A 15958-nucleotide genomic window follows, 5' to 3' on the forward strand; every position below is an offset into this window, starting at 1 on the left:
ATCATATCTACCATGGTATAGCACTTTTTCTCTTATTGGCAAATGGAATTTTAATTATAAGAAAAATAGACATGCTCAACAAAACAGCATGTCTATCCCACTTAAGCTAAATTTCCATTAACGTCGGCTTCGCCTAGAAATCCCGCCGCGACCTGATCTGGTCTTTGGCTTCGTGATCGACCTCTTTGGCTTAGAATAGCTCTTACTACTTGAGCTTCCATCCTTGTTTCGCGATATACTGCCTTTGCTGCTGCTTCCGGAATCCGAAGAGCCGCCGCCAAACCAGCTTGAACCACCGCTATCCGTACTTGTTTTGCCGCGCCGCGTAATGCTCCCCTTCTTCTCAACCGTTAAAGGAGGAGCCGCTTTCTTATCCTCTTGGGTAGGTGTTCGGTAGCTCTTCTCAGGATGATAGGTATCCCTGCTGCTATAACCTCGATAGCTGCCGCCTCCATAACCTCCCAGACTATCAAATAAGCTGCCGATCAGCGTGGCTGTCAGGTATCCCTGAAGAAAGCTGGAGTCGTAATTATTGCGAACGTACTCCTCCGAGTCCACCTCAATCAGGGTGTCCTCTGGTTTGGCCGTATCCTTCTGCAGATGATAATATTCCTTATCATAGACGAGGAACATGCGTTCATCGCTTTCGGCAGACATTTCCTTCGGCTTCTTCTGATCTGCCAGCTTGGCTGCTACCTCTGGAACGGTCTCGTTCACGGCGCGGTACACGTATGATGTCGAATTCCCCTCACGGTTTACGGATTCCAGCGGGTAGCTTTCCTTCACATTAGGCCCGCTGCCCCCACATCCGCTCAGCAATCCGACCACCAGACTCAGTACCAGAACGATCTTAAGATATAATGCAGGGCCTTTCTTCATTCCTATCACTCCTAGGTAGAGCGGATAACTTGAACGTCTCCTGAGATCACTTTTGCTCCTTCATACAGCATGAATCTGCCGTCCTGCCATTCTACTCGCAGAAGGCTGTTATCATCAGCCTGGAACTGCCAAACGTGCTGCTCACCGCCTTGACGAAACGGAGTTCTCCCGTTGATCGTCACACGGCCCTCATACTCCTCTTCCAGATAATAAGCTTTATCATCCAGAACCAGCTCGGTCGGTACTTCACTAGGATTGTCAAGTCTCCCGTCAATATCATCATATAGTGCATATTGAAGCAGTTCCCGCTCTTCAATATGCAGGTATTTAATTTCATTGCCATCCTGTAAAGACAGTACTACCGCATTTCTGCTTGGATTACGTACACTTCCTACAACCTGATAAGTAACAAGGGATACCTCACAAATATCCCCAGGTCCCAAATCCAGCATGCTCTTTTCTTTCACAGGTGGCTCCTGCTTCGCAAATAAACGACCGATTCGTTTCATTAGACCCATACCAAATCACGCTTCTCCTTTCACCCGCAAGGGATCACATACGATAGAAGAAGGAGAAACGCTAAGGCGGTTTCTCCTTCTAAGTCATACGTGCATCGATTAAGATTGTTTGTCGTACTGCTTCATCAAGGCAGCCAGTTCATCCTCAACCGCCTTATCCTTGTTCAGCTCGGCAAACTCCTCATCAAGAGATTTCGCTTTGGCACTCATCTCACCGGAAGCTTCCGCCTGGGCTTCCATTTGTAGCATTTTCTCTTCCATACGCTTCAAACCTGCAGAAGCGGAATCAGAGCCAAGTCCGGAAATCGCTTTGTTGATTTCATTCTGTGCTTTTGCAGCATTATAGCGGGCAACCAAAGTTTCGCGCTTATTCTTAAGCTCTGTCAGCTCTTTCTTCATTTGAACAAGCTTCGTGCGAAGAGTATCGGCTGCAGTCTTATTCTGCTCATAGCTTGTTTTGTACTGTGTCAGCTTCTCCTCTGCCGCTTTCTTCTCTTCCAGCGCACGGCGGGCAAGGTCTACATTTCCAGCCTGTGCTGCGGAATGTGCCTGTTCATTACGGCGGTTCACCAGTTCTTCCTGTTCTTCATACAACAGCTTGAATTTCTTCTCAATTGCGATCTGAGCGGCAACCGCCTTCTCAGCATCGTCTAGATCCTCTTGCATGTCACGGATGTACTGGTCCGTCAGTTTGATCGGATCTTCTGCTTTATCAATCAGTGCATTAATATTAGACATAGTCAGGTCACGCAATCTCTTGAAAATGGACATTTTTTAGTTCCTCCCAGAATCAAATATGTTTTATGATCATGTTTACGTAGTGAATTCACAGAACGTTTCATTTTTTTATAAAAAAATTATAATGTGCCTCTGCTACGTATATTCACGCATCATATTGTTGATTCTGTTCTGGTTCTATTACTGGCCCTATTTCTGGCTATAAAGTAACGGTATTGCCTTAATTCATGAGATAACCATTCATAAGCTCTGCCGTTCGCCAAGCGATCTCCTCAATATCATCCATGCCTAAATGATCGTAATGAATCCCCATAATTACAGTTACGGTGGTTCCCAGAGCTGAAGCAGCCTTACGGGCTAGCTCTGCAGTTAGCGTATACTCTTTATGACCGGGAACAGAGCTTGTATGTACATGAACAACCCCGTCCGTTAAGTATGCAGTTGTTGCTGCCCCAATATGGGACTTGCCTCCCGTCAAAAGAAATAACATATCCTGCCCTACCTGGTGAACTTCAAGCTTCAAATCCTCGAATCGGCTCATGATCATCGCCCCCATCTTATCCATACGCTGAAAATTCTTAGACAATTCCCCGAATTTCCTTCAATGAAGAGATGCCTAATTGCCTCATTAGATTCTCTAAGTCCCGGCTAAGATTCTCGCCAGCCCTCAAATCTACGAAGTTATGCGTGCCTACCTGCACGACTTCCGCCCCTGCCATAATAAACTCCAGAATATCCTCTGCACTGCTAATCCCGCCAAGCCCCATTACCGGGATGTGCACGCTTTGGCAAACCTGGTGCACCATTCGAAGGGCAATCGGCTTGATGGCTGGACCTGAAAGGCCCGCATAGCTGTTCTCAAATACACTTCTGCGCTTGTAAATGTCAATTTTCATTGCTGAAAAGGTGTTGACCAGTGAAACGGCTTCTGCTCCCTCCTCCTCACACATAAGCGCCATGCTTACAATGTCTTCAGCATTTGGCGACAGCTTTACAATCAGCGGCAGGGTGGTAGCTTTGCGGACAAGCCCCACTACCGTTCTTGCTGTCTCTGTCTGAATCCCATAGGCCATTCCACCCGCCTTCACATTTGGGCAAGAAATGTTCAGCTCGATCATATCGACAGCCTTCTTCCCTCTCTGCTGTCTATGCTTATAATCCTCTTCGATCAGTGCAGCTCCTCGCTCATAATCCTCCAGGCTGCTTCCGCCGAGATTCAAGATCCGCACAACATCATAGTTCTCCCATCGCTCAGCTTCCGTGGAGAGAAAAGCGGGAATCCCCGGATTCTCGAGGCCTACACTATTCAGCATACCGGCTGCCGTCTCCCAGGAGCGCAGACCTTCATTCCCGCTCTTCGGATGCAAAGTAAGCCCTTTTCCAGAGAATCCTCCTATCCGATCTAACGGATAGAACCTGTTATATTCATGACCAAATCCGAAGGTGCCTGATGCCATAACAATAGGATTTCTAAAGGCAATTCCAGCTATATGACAGGTTGTATCCATCACCATGATTTCACCTCCTCCACAGCGAACACCGGGCCGTCAACACAGGACTTCTTCCTCCCGCCCGTTGTTCCTACACTGCAGACCAGGCAGGCTCCCACTCCACAGGCCATCCGGTTCTCCAGCGAAACATAAACCTTGTTGCGTCCGCTCCATCGCTCATTCAGGCGCTGAGCTGCTTGCATCATGGCATTCGGTCCACATACAAATATCGCGTCATAAGCTTCATAATCAACGAGGTCAAGAATATGTCCGCCGACATTTACTGTAACCCGATCCGTTATCCTTTTGAAATGATCGACTTCGTAAGGCTTTTGACTGAAACCTAAGTATACATCCGCCTGAGGAAGACTTTGCAGCGCATAATAAAAAGGGGCGATGCCAATGCCTCCACCCACAAGCGCAACTTTTCCATTCAATTCCGGGAATCCGTTCCCAAACGGTCCCTCCAGTGTAATTTCGTCTCCAGCTTGGAGCATGGACAGAATTCGAGTTCCTTCACCGACGACCTGATACAGAAAGTGAATTTCTTCGGCGTCCAGGCTGTAAATACTGATAGGTCTTGATAATAAGGGAGTCTTGTCCCATGCACGCAGCATATAGAATTGCCCCATCTTCCCCGCGTATGCTCCAGCCACTGACATACGGAAGATGCCAGGAGCAACTTGAATATTAGCCGTTATTTCCGCCATGCTCTCTCTCCTCTAAATATGTGCTTCATCTAAAATGCCGTTTTTCCCGGCTTATAGCTGTGAGCAATATCACTCATATAAAGGGATAATTTCATCAAAAGGAGGAAATACCAAGGAAACATGAGTTATGTAAAGGAGCCCTCACCCATGAGAAGACACCCTCAAATTATCAAGACCGTATTAATCCTGCTGTTCACGCTCTTTCTAAACAGTGTTGGCTGGACAGCTTCAGTTGATGCCGGCACCAGCACTGTAGAAGAAACCATACATATCAAGCAGAGCAGCAAACCCGCTAGTAAGGATGAGACGTCCAGCCCCTCCTCCCTATCGCTCGGAGAACTCCGGCGCAAATACAAACAGACCTTCAAGTTTAAAGGCCCCCATGTCAAACAAGTGGCTTTAACCTTTGACGATGTTCCGGACCCGCGCTTTACTCCACAGGTACTTCAGGTACTCCGCAGCAAGGGAGTCAAGGCAACGTTCTTTATCGTGGGCAACAGAGCCGTTAAGCATCCTGATCTGGTTAGGCAAATCAATAATGAAGGACATGCGCTCGGCAACCACTCCTATTCCCATCCGGTGCTTAAAAAGATGAAGCTGGAGCAATTTATGCAGGAAATCTTAAAGACGGAAGATATCATTTACCGCCTGACGGGTAAACGTCCAAAAATAATTCGGCCCCCCTATGGGGAAGTGAATGAAGAGGAAGTTAAATGGGCCAAAGATCATCATTACATGATTGTGAATTGGAATGTAGACTCATTGGACTGGAAAGGGCTAGACCAAGAGAAAGTTAAGAAGAATGTATTAAGCGAGGTTGGTCCTGGAGCGATCGTGCTCCAGCATGCCGGCGGAGGAACCGGGTCAGATCTAACCGGGACGATCAAGGCGCTGCCCCAGATTATTGATCAATTGCGCTCAGAAGGCTACACCTTTGTAACCGTGCCTGAACTGCTGGGGATCCCTTCTCTGCGGGTTGATACAGGAGTAGACGGCCCCTAATTACCTTCTTGCCTAACATGAAGGTTGTCCCAAGATAAACTTTGGAACTAAGGAGCATCTTACGAACATCTCGGGCTATGGTACACTGCGGCTTTAGAAGACATTCCCCACACCTTGCGCTTTAGAATATTCACATAAATTGCTGTAGCTGTACCATTACACTTGAAAATGAAAAGAGGGTCGTCCCTCGATCATCTATGATGACTTCTGAGACACCCTCCATCATTTAAACCTTAAACACGGATACCGTTTGATTCATTTGCTCTGCCCTCTTGGCAAGCATGTTGGCCCCGGCGGAAACTTCCTCCATGGAAGCAGTAGTCTGCTCGACAACGGCGGCTACTGTTTGCGTTGCATCCGCAGCACGTTCGGAGATTTCGGCAATTTTCTTCATAGATTCCACCATAGTAACGGTTCCTCCGCTTACGGCTTTTGCCTCCATAGCAGCATTGTCCACCTCACCGCTCACCTCTTCTACAGCATCGACAATCTCGGAAAATACGGTACCCACCTCTTCAACAAGCACCATGCCTTCATTCAGAGAATGAACCCCTTCATTCATCGAGATCACAACTTCGTTTGTTCTCAACGTAATTTCGTTGACCAACGAAGATATTTTGCCCGTCGCTTCGCCTGCCTGCGTCGCCAGGTTGCGTACTTCACTGGCAACGACGGCAAATCCTTTTCCGTGCTCCCCTGCCCTTGCGGCTTCTATGGCTGCATTTAAGGAGAGCAAATTGGTTTGGGCCGCTATATCCTTGATCATAGCTGAAATTTGACTGATCTCGGCTGATTTTTTCCCCAAAATATTCACGACTTCCGCAGATTGCGTTACCTTGCTATGAACATCCCTGATTTGGGAAACTGTAGACGTGATTATGGCCTGGCCATTATGAGCCTTCTCCTGGGCTTGAGCGGAGAGACCGGCCACATTGCCAACCCGCTCGGTGATTTTCTCGACACTGCCGGAAACGTCTACCGTAATGTTCAACGTCTCGGCTATACCCGCTAATTGGGTTTGCGATCCCTCTGCGACTGAAGTCGCGCTTACAGCAATCTGCTCGGAAGCTGTACTCGTCTGCTCTGCACTCGCTGTCAACTGCTCTGCCGTAGAGGCAACTAGCAACGAATTTTCCACCACTTCATTCAAAAGGACACTCAGTGACTCGCACATGACATTGAAGTCCGCGGCCAGTTCCCCAACCTCGTCTTTGGAGCGAACCTGGAGCGGTTCGACTTGCAGGTTGCCCTTGGTTACGAGTTTCACTTGGCTCGCAATTTTTAAGATAGGCTTTGTGAACGATTGGGCCAATAAGAGCGAGCCGATAATTCCGAGGATCGTACTTATGATGGCCAAGGATATCATTAATACTTTGCCCGAGCGGTAAGACCGACTCGACAGGTCAGCCGCATCTATAGCATACTGCTCGTTAAGAGCCCGCAACTGATTGACATTATCCAAGGCTTTCTGATAAACAGCCGTATTTCCTTGGATAATCATGGTTGCCATGACTTTGTTGTTTTCCTCCATCGCCGCGGAAACCACGTTTAGATACCGGTGATACATCGACCACTGGCCGTAAAAGTTGGTGAACAGCTCCTTTTCCTTGACGGTGGAGGCTAGGTTTTGATATTGGTTTACGCTCTTTTCCATGGAAGTGATCGCTTTTTTCAGTTCATCCTGATCTTTTTTTCGAGCCTCAGGCTCCTCTTCAAGAATCATCCGTACTGTGAGTCTGTCGATTTCCGTAATCTGCTTATCCAACCCCTGAAGCAGAATTAGGGCCGGCAAGGAATGGTTATTGACATGATCCGAGGCTTGCCCCATTTCCGACATTTTAATGATGCCTACCACACTTGAAAGCGACAAAACGATAACCAGTACGAGCGCCGCGCTGATTAATTTTTTCTTTAACGTTAATTTAAACACCGTTTATCCCCCCTATGTCCGATCTCGCTGTCAGCGTTGGGCTTTCCAGTAAATGCGTATTTGATTCAACAATTCGGCCGAATCGATTTTTCCGCGGATATAGCTTTGAATAGAAGCTCCGGTAATGGCCCAATGATCGGGAGGAAGAGTTGTCATAAACGGCAGGGTCTTGCCAGCCGAGATATACGCTTTGATCGATTTACCCAAAGGATCGGCAGGTTCTAAAGCAATATTCTTAAACGCGGGGATCGTGTTCGTCTGATTGACCAGAAACTCCTGTCCGGACTTATCGAATACAAGCCAATCAAGAAACTTCTTGGCTTCCTCCTGCTGCTTGGGCGTGGTGGTCGTAGAGTCGATAAGTATATACTTGGTTACACCAACCGTAATTTTGGCATTAATAGGGTCCTCCGTATCATCGTTCAACGGTAACGGCAAGAAACCGTACTCCCCATTGGCTTTATCATTGCTCTTAATTACATCCCAAGCCCAGTTGCCCATAAACCAAAGCCCTACTTTTCCTTCTCCTAAAGCCTTGGCTCCGTCTTCCAAGGTGCTGCTCATCGGCGAATTTTTGTTGATATTGTTCTCTTTAAGCAAATCCAGGGTTTGAACCCACCCGTTCATCACATCATTTCGGGACATTTCTATGGAGCTGTTCTGCATGTCCTTAACAAACTTGGAGCCCCCTCCGGGTTGAACGGCGTAAGATACCGTTAAAAGATGGGAACCGAGCGACCAGTCCATCGGGGAGAGCATAACGGGTTCTACACCCGTCTCCTTGATTTGGTTCATTAACAAGTTTAAACTGCTTCGGCTTTTTACCGAGGAAGGATCGAATGAGCCTCCAACCGCCTTGTCGAGCACCTTCTTATTGTAAATTAATCCGTACCCTTCAACCGCGAACGGAAAACCAACCATAGATTCGTTCTTCTTCACGGCGTCCAATCCATTGTCTATCGTTTCATCCACCCATTTTTCTTGGCTTAGATCAACTGCCTTATCCAGAAACTGTTGAGCGTCCCCAGGATCGAGCATCGACAGGGTTGCCGCACTTCCCGAGCCATACATTGACATCAGCTTTTGATAGGCTGAAGTCCCTTCCGGTGCAGTTATAATCTCCAAAGTTACTCCGGGATGCGCTTGGTTGTATTGTTTCGCCATTTCCTCCATTTGAGCTTTTATCTCGGTTTTGGAATTCAGAAAGGTGATCCGGGTTGTTTGCTCTGTACCTGGAGAAGTTGAACATCCCATAACCATCAATAAACATACCAGCGAAAGTACCATCTTCAGCTGTCTCCTCATTAAGTTTCCCTCCGCATTGTCAGCAAATTTGTATTATTTGTGCACAAATGCACACTCTTAATATATCGGTATAATCTTATGAAGAGATGAGAATCTTACCGTGGTAATTATTGGGGGAGTCCAGATCGAACGGCGAGGAGATTATGGAGGTCCCAGGGCACGGTTGGGAATGACGACAGCGATTATCATCCGATGAAGTCAGCTCCGTGACGTCCCTCTCTCAAATGGATTTCTAAACATATATCCGGAAAATCTAAAAAAAAGCCCCCGCGTCTTCTTTGGGACGCGTGGACTTTTGGTTTCTAAAAAAACATATGGACATGCGCGGCTGAACAAGCGCTCCATTTTCGAAGAAAGAGTAAAAATAAAACAGCAATGGGGTATGGATCTAGCATCGATATAACGGAGCCCCAGCTCTGAGAATTTACTCGTGTGTACCCCCTTAATATCTCGGAGGACTAATTTACATCATCTAATTTAAAACATACAGCTTTACATCCTGGAAGCCAAACTGGCTGGCGGACTGCTGCGAACCTGGAATGAAAATATCAATTCGCTTGCCCTTAATCGCACTCCCCTGATCTGAAGCCGTAGCAACAAATGCCTGTTTAGGGAGGCCGGGATGACTATGCCCAGTTACCAATACTTTAGTGCCCATTGGAATTACAGCAGGATCAACAGCAATTGTCCCGAGACTTAGTGGTTTTCCATAATAATCAACAGCGCCCCACTGCCCGTTCTCGCTGGCTGCCGCCGAATAAGCAGTAGCTACAACATTAATCGTATTAGAGTAGTTAAAGGTTTTCCCCCAAGCTGTGACCTGATGGCTGGATGCTGAAGCATTCAGCAGCTTAACAGCCTCAGTGGAAGAGGCCTCCAGCTTAGCCGCATTTTCTCCCGGAATTTGAATAGACAGGCCTGCATAAATATTGTTTGCCTTAACGCTAGGATTTGCGCTCATCAGCTGATTTACCGATACTCCATACTGCTTGGCCAGCAGATAAAAAGTGTCTCCTTCCTTCGCCGTATGCACAGTGCCCGCAGCATAAGCAGACGCACCCTGCAGGGCGGCAGCAAGAGTAAGTGTCAGTGCCGCAGTCTTCAATACAAACGGCAATTTGTTAACATTTTTGTTTTTTCTGAAAGCAAATTTCATATGTAATCCTCCTTCGAATTGCCTCCGAGGTTAGTTGTCGGATTCGGACCCAAGGATGGCCCGGCGCTAAGAGTAAAGCGCTTCACCCCAAGAAGATAAACGTTCATCTTCGGAAAAATCATCCCCCGTTCCCTGCTGTATAGGGATTCGGCACTCCCCAAATATATCACAAATTTGTAACCTTTGATTCAGGTAAGTGTTACCACCTATGGAACAGCAAAAAACACGACATGGAACATGCCGTGTTTTTTGCCTAAATATGAAGTTACAGCACCTTGCTCAAGAAGTCCTTGGTTCGCGGGTGCTGAGGGGAGCTAAAGACCTGCTCTGGTGTCCCCTGCTCTACAATGAGCCCTTGATCCATAAAGAGAATACGGTCGCCTACTTCACGGGCAAATCCCATCTCATGGGTAACGATGACCATCGTCATCCCTTTCTCTGCCAACCTCTTCATAACGTCAAGCACTTCCCCGACCATTTCGGGGTCCAATGCCGAAGTAGGCTCATCAAATAGCATTACGTGCGGCTCCATCGCAAGCGCACGAGCGATTGCTATCCGCTGCTTTTGCCCGCCTGATAGCTGAGAAGGATACGCATTTTTCTTATCCTCAAGACCAACCGTTCTTAGAAGATCCGTAGCAATTTGCTCTGCCTTTACCTTATCCAGACCTTTAACCTTCATCGGAGCCAAGGTAATGTTCTTCAGCACCGACTTGTGCGGGAATAGGTTGAAATGCTGGAACACCATTCCCATTTTCTCCCGAGTAGCATTAATATCATGCCTCTTATCTGTTATGGATTTGCCTTCAAATAATATTTCACCGTCTGATGGCGTCTCCAGGAGATTTAAACAGCGAAGGAATGTACTTTTTCCCGAGCCGCTGGGCCCAATCAATACTACGACCTCTCCCTGCTTGATTTCAAGGTCAATCCCTTTGAGAATATGGAGCTGGCCGAATTTTTTGTTTAGTCCTTTAACGCTGATCACGGCTCATCAACTTCCTTTCGAACACGCCCAAAATTTTGGACAAAATAAAGGTTAGAATAAAGTACATTACGGCAATAATCAAGAATGGCGTCATTCCATCATAGGTCATCGACATGATGCTATTCGCTTGAAACATCATTTCCGATACCCCGATAACATACACAATGGACGACTCTTTGATAATGGTAATGAACTCATTACCGATGGCCGGAAGCACATTCTTAACTGCCTGGGGCAAAATGATATGACGCATGGCCATACTTTGTGTCATGCCTAGGGAACGAGCAGCCTCCGTCTGTCCGCGTTCCACTCCCTGAATACCGGCCCGGAATATCTCAGCCAAGTACGCGGAACTGTTAATCGTAAGCGTAATCGCACCCGATTGAAGGGCGCTGAATTTCAAATCAAATGCGGTTGCGAATCCATAATGAATGATTAAGAGCTGAACCAACATCGGCGTCCCGCGCAGGAACTCCACCCACACCGAGCCGATAAACCGAAGGACTTTCCATTTTGACATTCTGAGCAGGGCTACAAGCATTCCCAGTATGAATCCGCACACGACCCCGATCGCCGCGAGCAGCAGGGTGTATTTTACACCGTCCAGAAAATACTGCCTGTAATCCCAGAACATATTAAAAAATTGCATTCTCCTCTTCCTCTCCTTCCGCATGAAGGTCTGCCGCAAAAAAACAGAAAATAGCGAAGTTCTTCGCTATTTTCTGCGAGGGCCATCCATCATGCTTAGATCCTTAACAGGCAGGGCAAGCTTCGCTTACTCTTCTGCTAATGTACTAGCCTTTTGAACAAATTGATCAATCAGATTGTCCTTCTTCAAGCGATCCAGTGTCGTATTTACTTGATTCAGAAGTTCTGTATTGTCCTTCTTCACACCAACAACATAGCCTTCATCTTCAGTAACCGGCTTGGCATCTGCAATCGAAATGCCCTTCACGTTCTTGACAAAGGATTCTGCTACAGGACCTTCAATGATAGCTGCATCTACGCGCCCGGAATTTAGCTGCATAATAATATCATTAATCTTCGGCAGCGAAGTCAGCTTCGCTCCTTTAATCTCCTTAGCAATGCCCTCTTGAATGGAACCAGTCTGTACGCCGATGCTCGCATTCTCCAAAGATTTCAAGGTGCTGAACTTCGCTTTGTCTCCCTCGCGAACCACAACGGCCTGCTCAGCTTTATAATAGATGTTAGACAAGCCCACTTGCTTTGCGCGATCAGGTGTAGGACTTAGTCCGGAGATAACCATATCAATCCGTCCGCTATCCAATTCATTCAGCAGGGAGGAGAAGGTCATATCCTTAATCTCAAGCTCCGCTCCTGCATCCTTGGCAATTTCTTTGGCAATATCTACATCGAACCCGACAATTTCAACCTTACCGTTTTCTGTTTTCTTGAATTCATAGGGCGGGAAGTCAGCGCTCATGCCAACGATGAGTGTCTTCTTACTTCCTGTATTTCCCGATGCTTGATCGTTTCCGCTTGCGCTCTCTTTATTGTTCTTGTTCTGTCCGCATGCTGCCAGCAAGCTTGCTGTCATCACCATGCACACCAGTAATATACCCCATTTTTTCATTTTATCTCTCTCCTCGTTCTGTTCATATTCCAAATGACTGGACTAATTATAAATCAAACTGCATGAATATGCAAAGAGTTTTGTAACAAATCATCAACTTCCAATTTCAAACATCATCTTCAGCTAGGAACATCATCCCTGCATTCTATGTATTCGCCCAGCCTATGGTGATTTAAAACATTGATCTTAATTTTAGCCGCAGGCACTGGAACAAAGCCCATGCATAGTGGGTATACTGATTCATATAGCAAGTACTCAGGGTAATGAATGGCTATAATCCTTGCTGGAGGTGGTTTCATGCTGCTTGAAGCTTTTTATCACGTCCCGCGGGATAAGTGGGCCTATGCATATGATGCTGAAACAATTCATTTGCGGGTACGCACTCAACGGGACGATGTGGAACAGGTTTTTGTGTGGACGGGGGACAAATACAATTGGGATGGAACTTTCGCCGAGATCCTCATGGAGAAGGTCGCGCATGATCACATGTTCGATTTCTGGGAAGTCGAAGTCAGCCCCAAATTCAAACGTTTGTCCTACCTGTTCAAACTTGTGAAGGGCGATGAGATCGTCTATGCAACCGATAAGGGAATCAGTCATGATACCCCTTACCCGCCTGGAGGCAATTATGAATTTGCCTACATACATGAGATCGACGTATTCAAAGTTCCTGAGTGGGCAAAAGAAGCGGTCTTCTACCAGATTATGCCTGAGCGGTTTGCCAACGGCGACCCTTCAAATGACCCTAAGGGTGTACAGCCATGGGGCGGCAAACCTACAAGAGAGAACTTCTTTGGCGGTGATCTCCAAGGGGTTCTGGATCACCTTGATGATCTCGTGGACCTTGGCATTAATGCAATTTACTTTACTCCTTTGTTCAAAGCTCCATCTAACCACAAATATGACACGGTCGATTACAAGAATGTCGATCCGCATTTTGGGGATAACACGCTGCTCAAGAAAGTCGTGGATGCCTGCCACGAACGAGGCATTCGCGTAATGCTGGATGCTGTGTTTAACCATTGCAGCGAGCAGTTCCCTCCTTTCCAGGACGTTGTGAAGAACGGCCCGAACTCTAAATACAAGGACTGGTTCCATATCAACGACTATCCGCTGGAAGTACGAGATGGGATACCGACGTATGATACCTTTGGCTTTTTCGCTAATATGCCCAAATTTAATACCGCCAACCCGGAAGTCAAGCAGTACTTGCTCGGCGTTGCTGAATATTGGATCAAGGAAATCAAGCTTGACGGTTGGCGCCTTGATGTCGCAGATGAGATCGACCATCACTTCTGGCGGGATTTCCGCCAAGTGGTCAAAGCAGCGAACCCTGAAGCTTACATTGTCGGAGAAGTATGGAGTGATTCTCTGAACTGGCTGCTTGGGGATCAATTCGACTCCGTCATGAACTATCCTTTTGCCGATAAGGTGCTTGAGTTTTTCAACGGAGGTATGGATGGCTACGGGTTTGCCAACTCCATGGGAGCCTTAATCATGCGCTATCCGCAGCAGACGAATGAAGTCATCTTCAATCTCCTCTGCAGTCATGACACCCCTCGCTTACTAACCCGATTGGGCTGTGACAAGCGCAAGCTGAAGCTGTCGGTTGTGTTCCTGTTTACCTATATGGGTACACCTTGTATCTTCTATGGAGATGAAGTAGGCATCCGAGGCGAGGGTGATCCGGATTGCAGACAGTGTATGGTTTGGGATCCTGCCAAACAGGACCGGGAGCTGTATGACTTCTATAAGCTCATGATTGCGCTGCGCAAGAAGCACCCTGCCCTTAGAAAAGGAAGGTTCCGCTTCCTGCAGGCTGAGGAGAACAACCCCTGCATTATTTATGAAAGAGCAGACAATCAGATTCACTTTACGATATGGATGAATAATACAGATCAGCATCAGACCCTCTCTCATCCTATGGAGACTAATGACTGGCGGGATGCGTTAACAGAGGAACCTGTAAAGCCTGAGAAAGGAATCATGAATATTGGGCTGGATCCTTACGGATACCGGATTCTATATCGTCACTTGAAATAATCGGAATGTAAAAAAGGCAAAGCTCTATGTTCATAGAGCTTTGCCTTTTTTAATATCCCCGAATAAATAAAGGTGCCCTTCGCAATTAGCGAAAGACACCTTGGCTCAATCAAATGAAAGAGAGTTTACATCTAGTTCTTAGTTCTGAATCCGTTTATAAATCTCCGTATATTCTTCCGCAGATACACTCCAGCTGTAATCTCCGCCAAACGCGTTCTTCGTAATCACCTTCCAATGCTTTGGCTGGTGATAAAACTGAACAGCCCGGCGAATCGTATACAGTAGATCATGGGCGTTGTAGTTCGTGAACGTGAATCCGTTCCCCTCTCCCGTGAATTCATTGTAGGCCTGGACTGTATCGTTAAGCCCTCCAGTTTCGCGAACGATGGGGATGCTTCCATACCGAAGTGCGAGGAGCTGGCTGATCCCGCACGGCTCAAACCGGGAAGGCATAAGGAACAAATCACTGCCGGCATAAATTCGGCGGGACAATCCATCACTGAACTTGATCTGTGAGGACAGCTTCTGCGGCTGGCGTGAGGCTGCCTCTTTGAACCAATGCTCATAGTATGCATCTCCAGTACCGAGAACGACCACCTGTACATCATCGAAATACAGCAGCTCATCCAAAATCCGCATTACCAGATCCAGTCCCTTTGGCTCAACTAGCCGGGTCACCATGGCAATCAGCGGCACATCGGATTGAACAGGAAGCCCTATCTCCTTCTGCAGCGCCGTCTTATTCTCTCGCTTCTTGGTCAGGCTGGCCCTATACTTGGTCTTGAGAGCCTCATCCGTTGCCGGATTATAGAGCTCCGTATCAATTCCATTGACAATCCCGGATAAGCGGCTGCCCAGAGAGCGGAGCAACCCATCGAGCCCATAACCGTAATGAGATGTCTGAATCTCTTCAGCATAGGTTGGACTCACCGTGGTCACATGATCTGAATAAACCAGCCCGGCCTTCATAAAACTAACATTTCCGTAATATTCTAGCCCTTCGTATGTAAAATACTCGTCAGGCAGACCCAGCAAATCATACAGCGTTTCATAAGGGAAAATCCCTTGGTACAGCAAATTATGCACTGTAAAAACCGTCTTGATGTCCTTGTAGAATGGATCATGTAAATAATGATGCTTCAGCAGGACGGAGATGGGCCCGGTATGCCAGTCATGACTATGAATGACATCTGGTCGGTAATCAATCAGCGGGAGCATTTCAAGTACCGCACGGCTGAAGAAGGCAAAGCGTTCTCCGTCATCCATATAACCATAAATGCCATCTCTCCCAAAATACTGCTCATTATCAATAAAATATACGGGAATTCCCTCAAAATTCAGCTGCTGGATTCCGCAATACTGATTGCGCCAGCCAACAGGAACATTGGTTATATGCACAGGAACCATCTGCTCCTTATAGATATCTGGGATGGTATGGTATTTAGGCAGGACAATCCGAATGTCATGCCCTTGAGCATACAGTGCCTTGGGCAGGGCTCCGATCACATCGGCAAGCCCACCTGTTTTTACAAATGGAATCCCCTCTGCGGCAGCGAACAATATATTCATTCTATAGTTCCTCCTTGAACTAAGTATGCAGCCAGT

15 protein-coding genes and 1 riboswitch are annotated in these 15958 nt (G+C 47.1%); of the genes, 2 read left to right on the forward strand and 13 right to left on the reverse strand.

The window, feature by feature from the left end; all coding sequences use genetic code 11:
• Positions 1 to 117: 117 nt before the first annotated feature.
• The 6 genes from DCC85_RS11695 to DCC85_RS11720 all read right to left on the reverse strand — a co-directional run bounded on the left by DCC85_RS11695 (position 118) and on the right by DCC85_RS11720 (position 4335).
• Positions 118 to 879, reverse strand: a complete 762-nt coding sequence (locus DCC85_RS11695) for a DUF4247 domain-containing protein (protein WP_108465750.1) — start codon at positions 877 to 879, stop codon at positions 118 to 120.
• Between the two features lie 11 nt (positions 880 to 890).
• Entirely contained in the window at positions 891 to 1397 is a 507-nt protein-coding gene (locus DCC85_RS11700) for a DUF4178 domain-containing protein (protein WP_108465751.1), read from the reverse strand.
• Positions 1398 to 1496: 99 nt separating this feature from the next.
• Positions 1497 to 2168 (reverse strand): PspA/IM30 family protein, encoded by a 672-nt coding sequence (locus DCC85_RS11705; protein WP_108465752.1) that lies wholly within the window; start codon positions 2166 to 2168, stop codon positions 1497 to 1499.
• Between the two features lie 187 nt (positions 2169 to 2355).
• Positions 2356 to 2721, reverse strand: a complete 366-nt coding sequence (locus tag DCC85_RS11710; RefSeq protein WP_234414147.1) for a prenylated flavin chaperone LpdD — start codon at positions 2719 to 2721, stop codon at positions 2356 to 2358.
• Positions 2714 to 3646 (reverse strand): dihydroorotate dehydrogenase, encoded by a 933-nt coding sequence (locus DCC85_RS11715; protein WP_108467832.1) that lies wholly within the window; start codon positions 3644 to 3646, stop codon positions 2714 to 2716. The genes DCC85_RS11710 and DCC85_RS11715 overlap by 8 nt, the downstream gene beginning before the upstream one ends.
• A complete protein-coding gene (locus DCC85_RS11720) occupies positions 3643 to 4335 on the reverse strand; it encodes a dihydroorotate dehydrogenase electron transfer subunit (protein WP_108465753.1) in 693 nt (230 codons plus the stop codon). Before DCC85_RS11720 ends, DCC85_RS11715 begins: the two co-directional genes overlap by 4 nt.
• A gap of 147 nt (positions 4336 to 4482) precedes the next feature.
• Between DCC85_RS11720 and DCC85_RS11725 the strand changes: the two genes are divergently transcribed.
• A complete protein-coding gene (locus tag DCC85_RS11725; RefSeq protein WP_108465754.1) occupies positions 4483 to 5337 on the forward strand; it encodes a polysaccharide deacetylase family protein in 855 nt (284 codons plus the stop codon).
• A 226-nt stretch (positions 5338 to 5563) separates the two neighbouring features.
• Here the strand turns inward: DCC85_RS11725 and DCC85_RS11730 are convergent, their stop codons facing one another.
• The 6 genes from DCC85_RS11730 to DCC85_RS11755 all read right to left on the reverse strand — a co-directional run bounded on the left by DCC85_RS11730 (position 5564) and on the right by DCC85_RS11755 (position 12310).
• Positions 5564 to 7267, reverse strand: coding sequence for a methyl-accepting chemotaxis protein (locus DCC85_RS11730; RefSeq protein ID WP_108465755.1), 1704 nt, complete (start codon positions 7265 to 7267; stop codon positions 5564 to 5566).
• Positions 7268 to 7297: 30 nt separating this feature from the next.
• Positions 7298 to 8572: an ABC transporter substrate-binding protein gene (locus tag DCC85_RS11735; protein WP_108465756.1), complete on the reverse strand. Its 1275-nt coding sequence runs from the start codon at positions 8570 to 8572 to the stop codon at positions 7298 to 7300.
• A 472-nt stretch (positions 8573 to 9044) separates the two neighbouring features.
• Positions 9045 to 9728: a 3D domain-containing protein gene (locus tag DCC85_RS11740; RefSeq protein ID WP_108465757.1), complete on the reverse strand. Its 684-nt coding sequence runs from the start codon at positions 9726 to 9728 to the stop codon at positions 9045 to 9047.
• A gap of 3 nt (positions 9729 to 9731) precedes the next feature.
• A riboswitch (cyclic di-AMP (ydaO/yuaA leader) is annotated at positions 9732 to 9891 on the reverse strand.
• A 102-nt stretch (positions 9892 to 9993) separates the two neighbouring features.
• A complete protein-coding gene (locus tag DCC85_RS11745) occupies positions 9994 to 10716 on the reverse strand; it encodes an amino acid ABC transporter ATP-binding protein (protein ID WP_108465758.1) in 723 nt (240 codons plus the stop codon).
• Positions 10703 to 11365, reverse strand: coding sequence for an amino acid ABC transporter permease (locus DCC85_RS11750; RefSeq protein ID WP_108465759.1), 663 nt, complete (start codon positions 11363 to 11365; stop codon positions 10703 to 10705). Before DCC85_RS11750 ends, DCC85_RS11745 begins: the two co-directional genes overlap by 14 nt.
• A gap of 126 nt (positions 11366 to 11491) precedes the next feature.
• Positions 11492 to 12310 carry a transporter substrate-binding domain-containing protein gene (locus DCC85_RS11755; RefSeq protein WP_108465760.1) on the reverse strand — a complete coding sequence of 273 codons (819 nt, stop codon included), beginning with the start codon at positions 12308 to 12310 and terminating at the stop codon, positions 11492 to 11494.
• 297 nt (positions 12311 to 12607) lie between these two features.
• Here DCC85_RS11755 and DCC85_RS11760 point away from each other — a divergent pair, with 297 nt between their 5' ends.
• Positions 12608 to 14353: an alpha-glycosidase gene (locus tag DCC85_RS11760; RefSeq protein ID WP_108465761.1), complete on the forward strand. Its 1746-nt coding sequence runs from the start codon at positions 12608 to 12610 to the stop codon at positions 14351 to 14353.
• A 138-nt stretch (positions 14354 to 14491) separates the two neighbouring features.
• On the opposite strand, the gene glgA is transcribed toward DCC85_RS11760, so the two are convergent.
• Entirely contained in the window at positions 14492 to 15922 is a 1431-nt protein-coding gene (glgA, locus tag DCC85_RS11765; RefSeq protein ID WP_108465762.1) for a glycogen synthase GlgA, read from the reverse strand.
• Between the last annotated feature and the right edge of the window lie 36 nt (positions 15923 to 15958).

The sequence above is a fragment of the Paenibacillus sp. CAA11 genome (assembly GCF_003060825.1).
In the GTDB taxonomy this organism is placed as follows: Bacteria; Bacillota; Bacilli; order Paenibacillales; family Paenibacillaceae; genus Fontibacillus.

What these genes read in the sequence shown, in the direction of transcription:
- DCC85_RS11740 (WP_108465757.1), bottom strand. Translation starts at nt 9,728, where the DNA reads ATGAAATTTGCTTTCAGAAAAAACAAAAATGTTAACAAATTGCCGTTT.
- DCC85_RS11695 (WP_108465750.1), bottom strand. Translation starts at nt 879, where the DNA reads ATGAAGAAAGGCCCTGCATTATATCTTAAGATCGTTCTGGTACTGAGT.
- DCC85_RS11760 (WP_108465761.1), top strand. Translation starts at nt 12,608, where the DNA reads ATGCTGCTTGAAGCTTTTTATCACGTCCCGCGGGATAAGTGGGCCTAT.
- DCC85_RS11705 (WP_108465752.1), bottom strand. Translation starts at nt 2,168, where the DNA reads ATGTCCATTTTCAAGAGATTGCGTGACCTGACTATGTCTAATATTAAT.
- DCC85_RS11700 (WP_108465751.1), bottom strand. Translation starts at nt 1,397, where the DNA reads ATGGGTCTAATGAAACGAATCGGTCGTTTATTTGCGAAGCAGGAGCCA.
- DCC85_RS11720 (WP_108465753.1), bottom strand. Translation starts at nt 4,335, where the DNA reads ATGGCGGAAATAACGGCTAATATTCAAGTTGCTCCTGGCATCTTCCGT.
- DCC85_RS11750 (WP_108465759.1), bottom strand. Translation starts at nt 11,365, where the DNA reads ATGCAATTTTTTAATATGTTCTGGGATTACAGGCAGTATTTTCTGGAC.
- DCC85_RS11725 (WP_108465754.1), top strand. Translation starts at nt 4,483, where the DNA reads ATGAGAAGACACCCTCAAATTATCAAGACCGTATTAATCCTGCTGTTC.
- DCC85_RS11755 (WP_108465760.1), bottom strand. Translation starts at nt 12,310, where the DNA reads ATGAAAAAATGGGGTATATTACTGGTGTGCATGGTGATGACAGCAAGC.
- glgA (WP_108465762.1), bottom strand. Translation starts at nt 15,922, where the DNA reads ATGAATATATTGTTCGCTGCCGCAGAGGGGATTCCATTTGTAAAAACA.
- DCC85_RS11735 (WP_108465756.1), bottom strand. Translation starts at nt 8,572, where the DNA reads ATGAGGAGACAGCTGAAGATGGTACTTTCGCTGGTATGTTTATTGATG.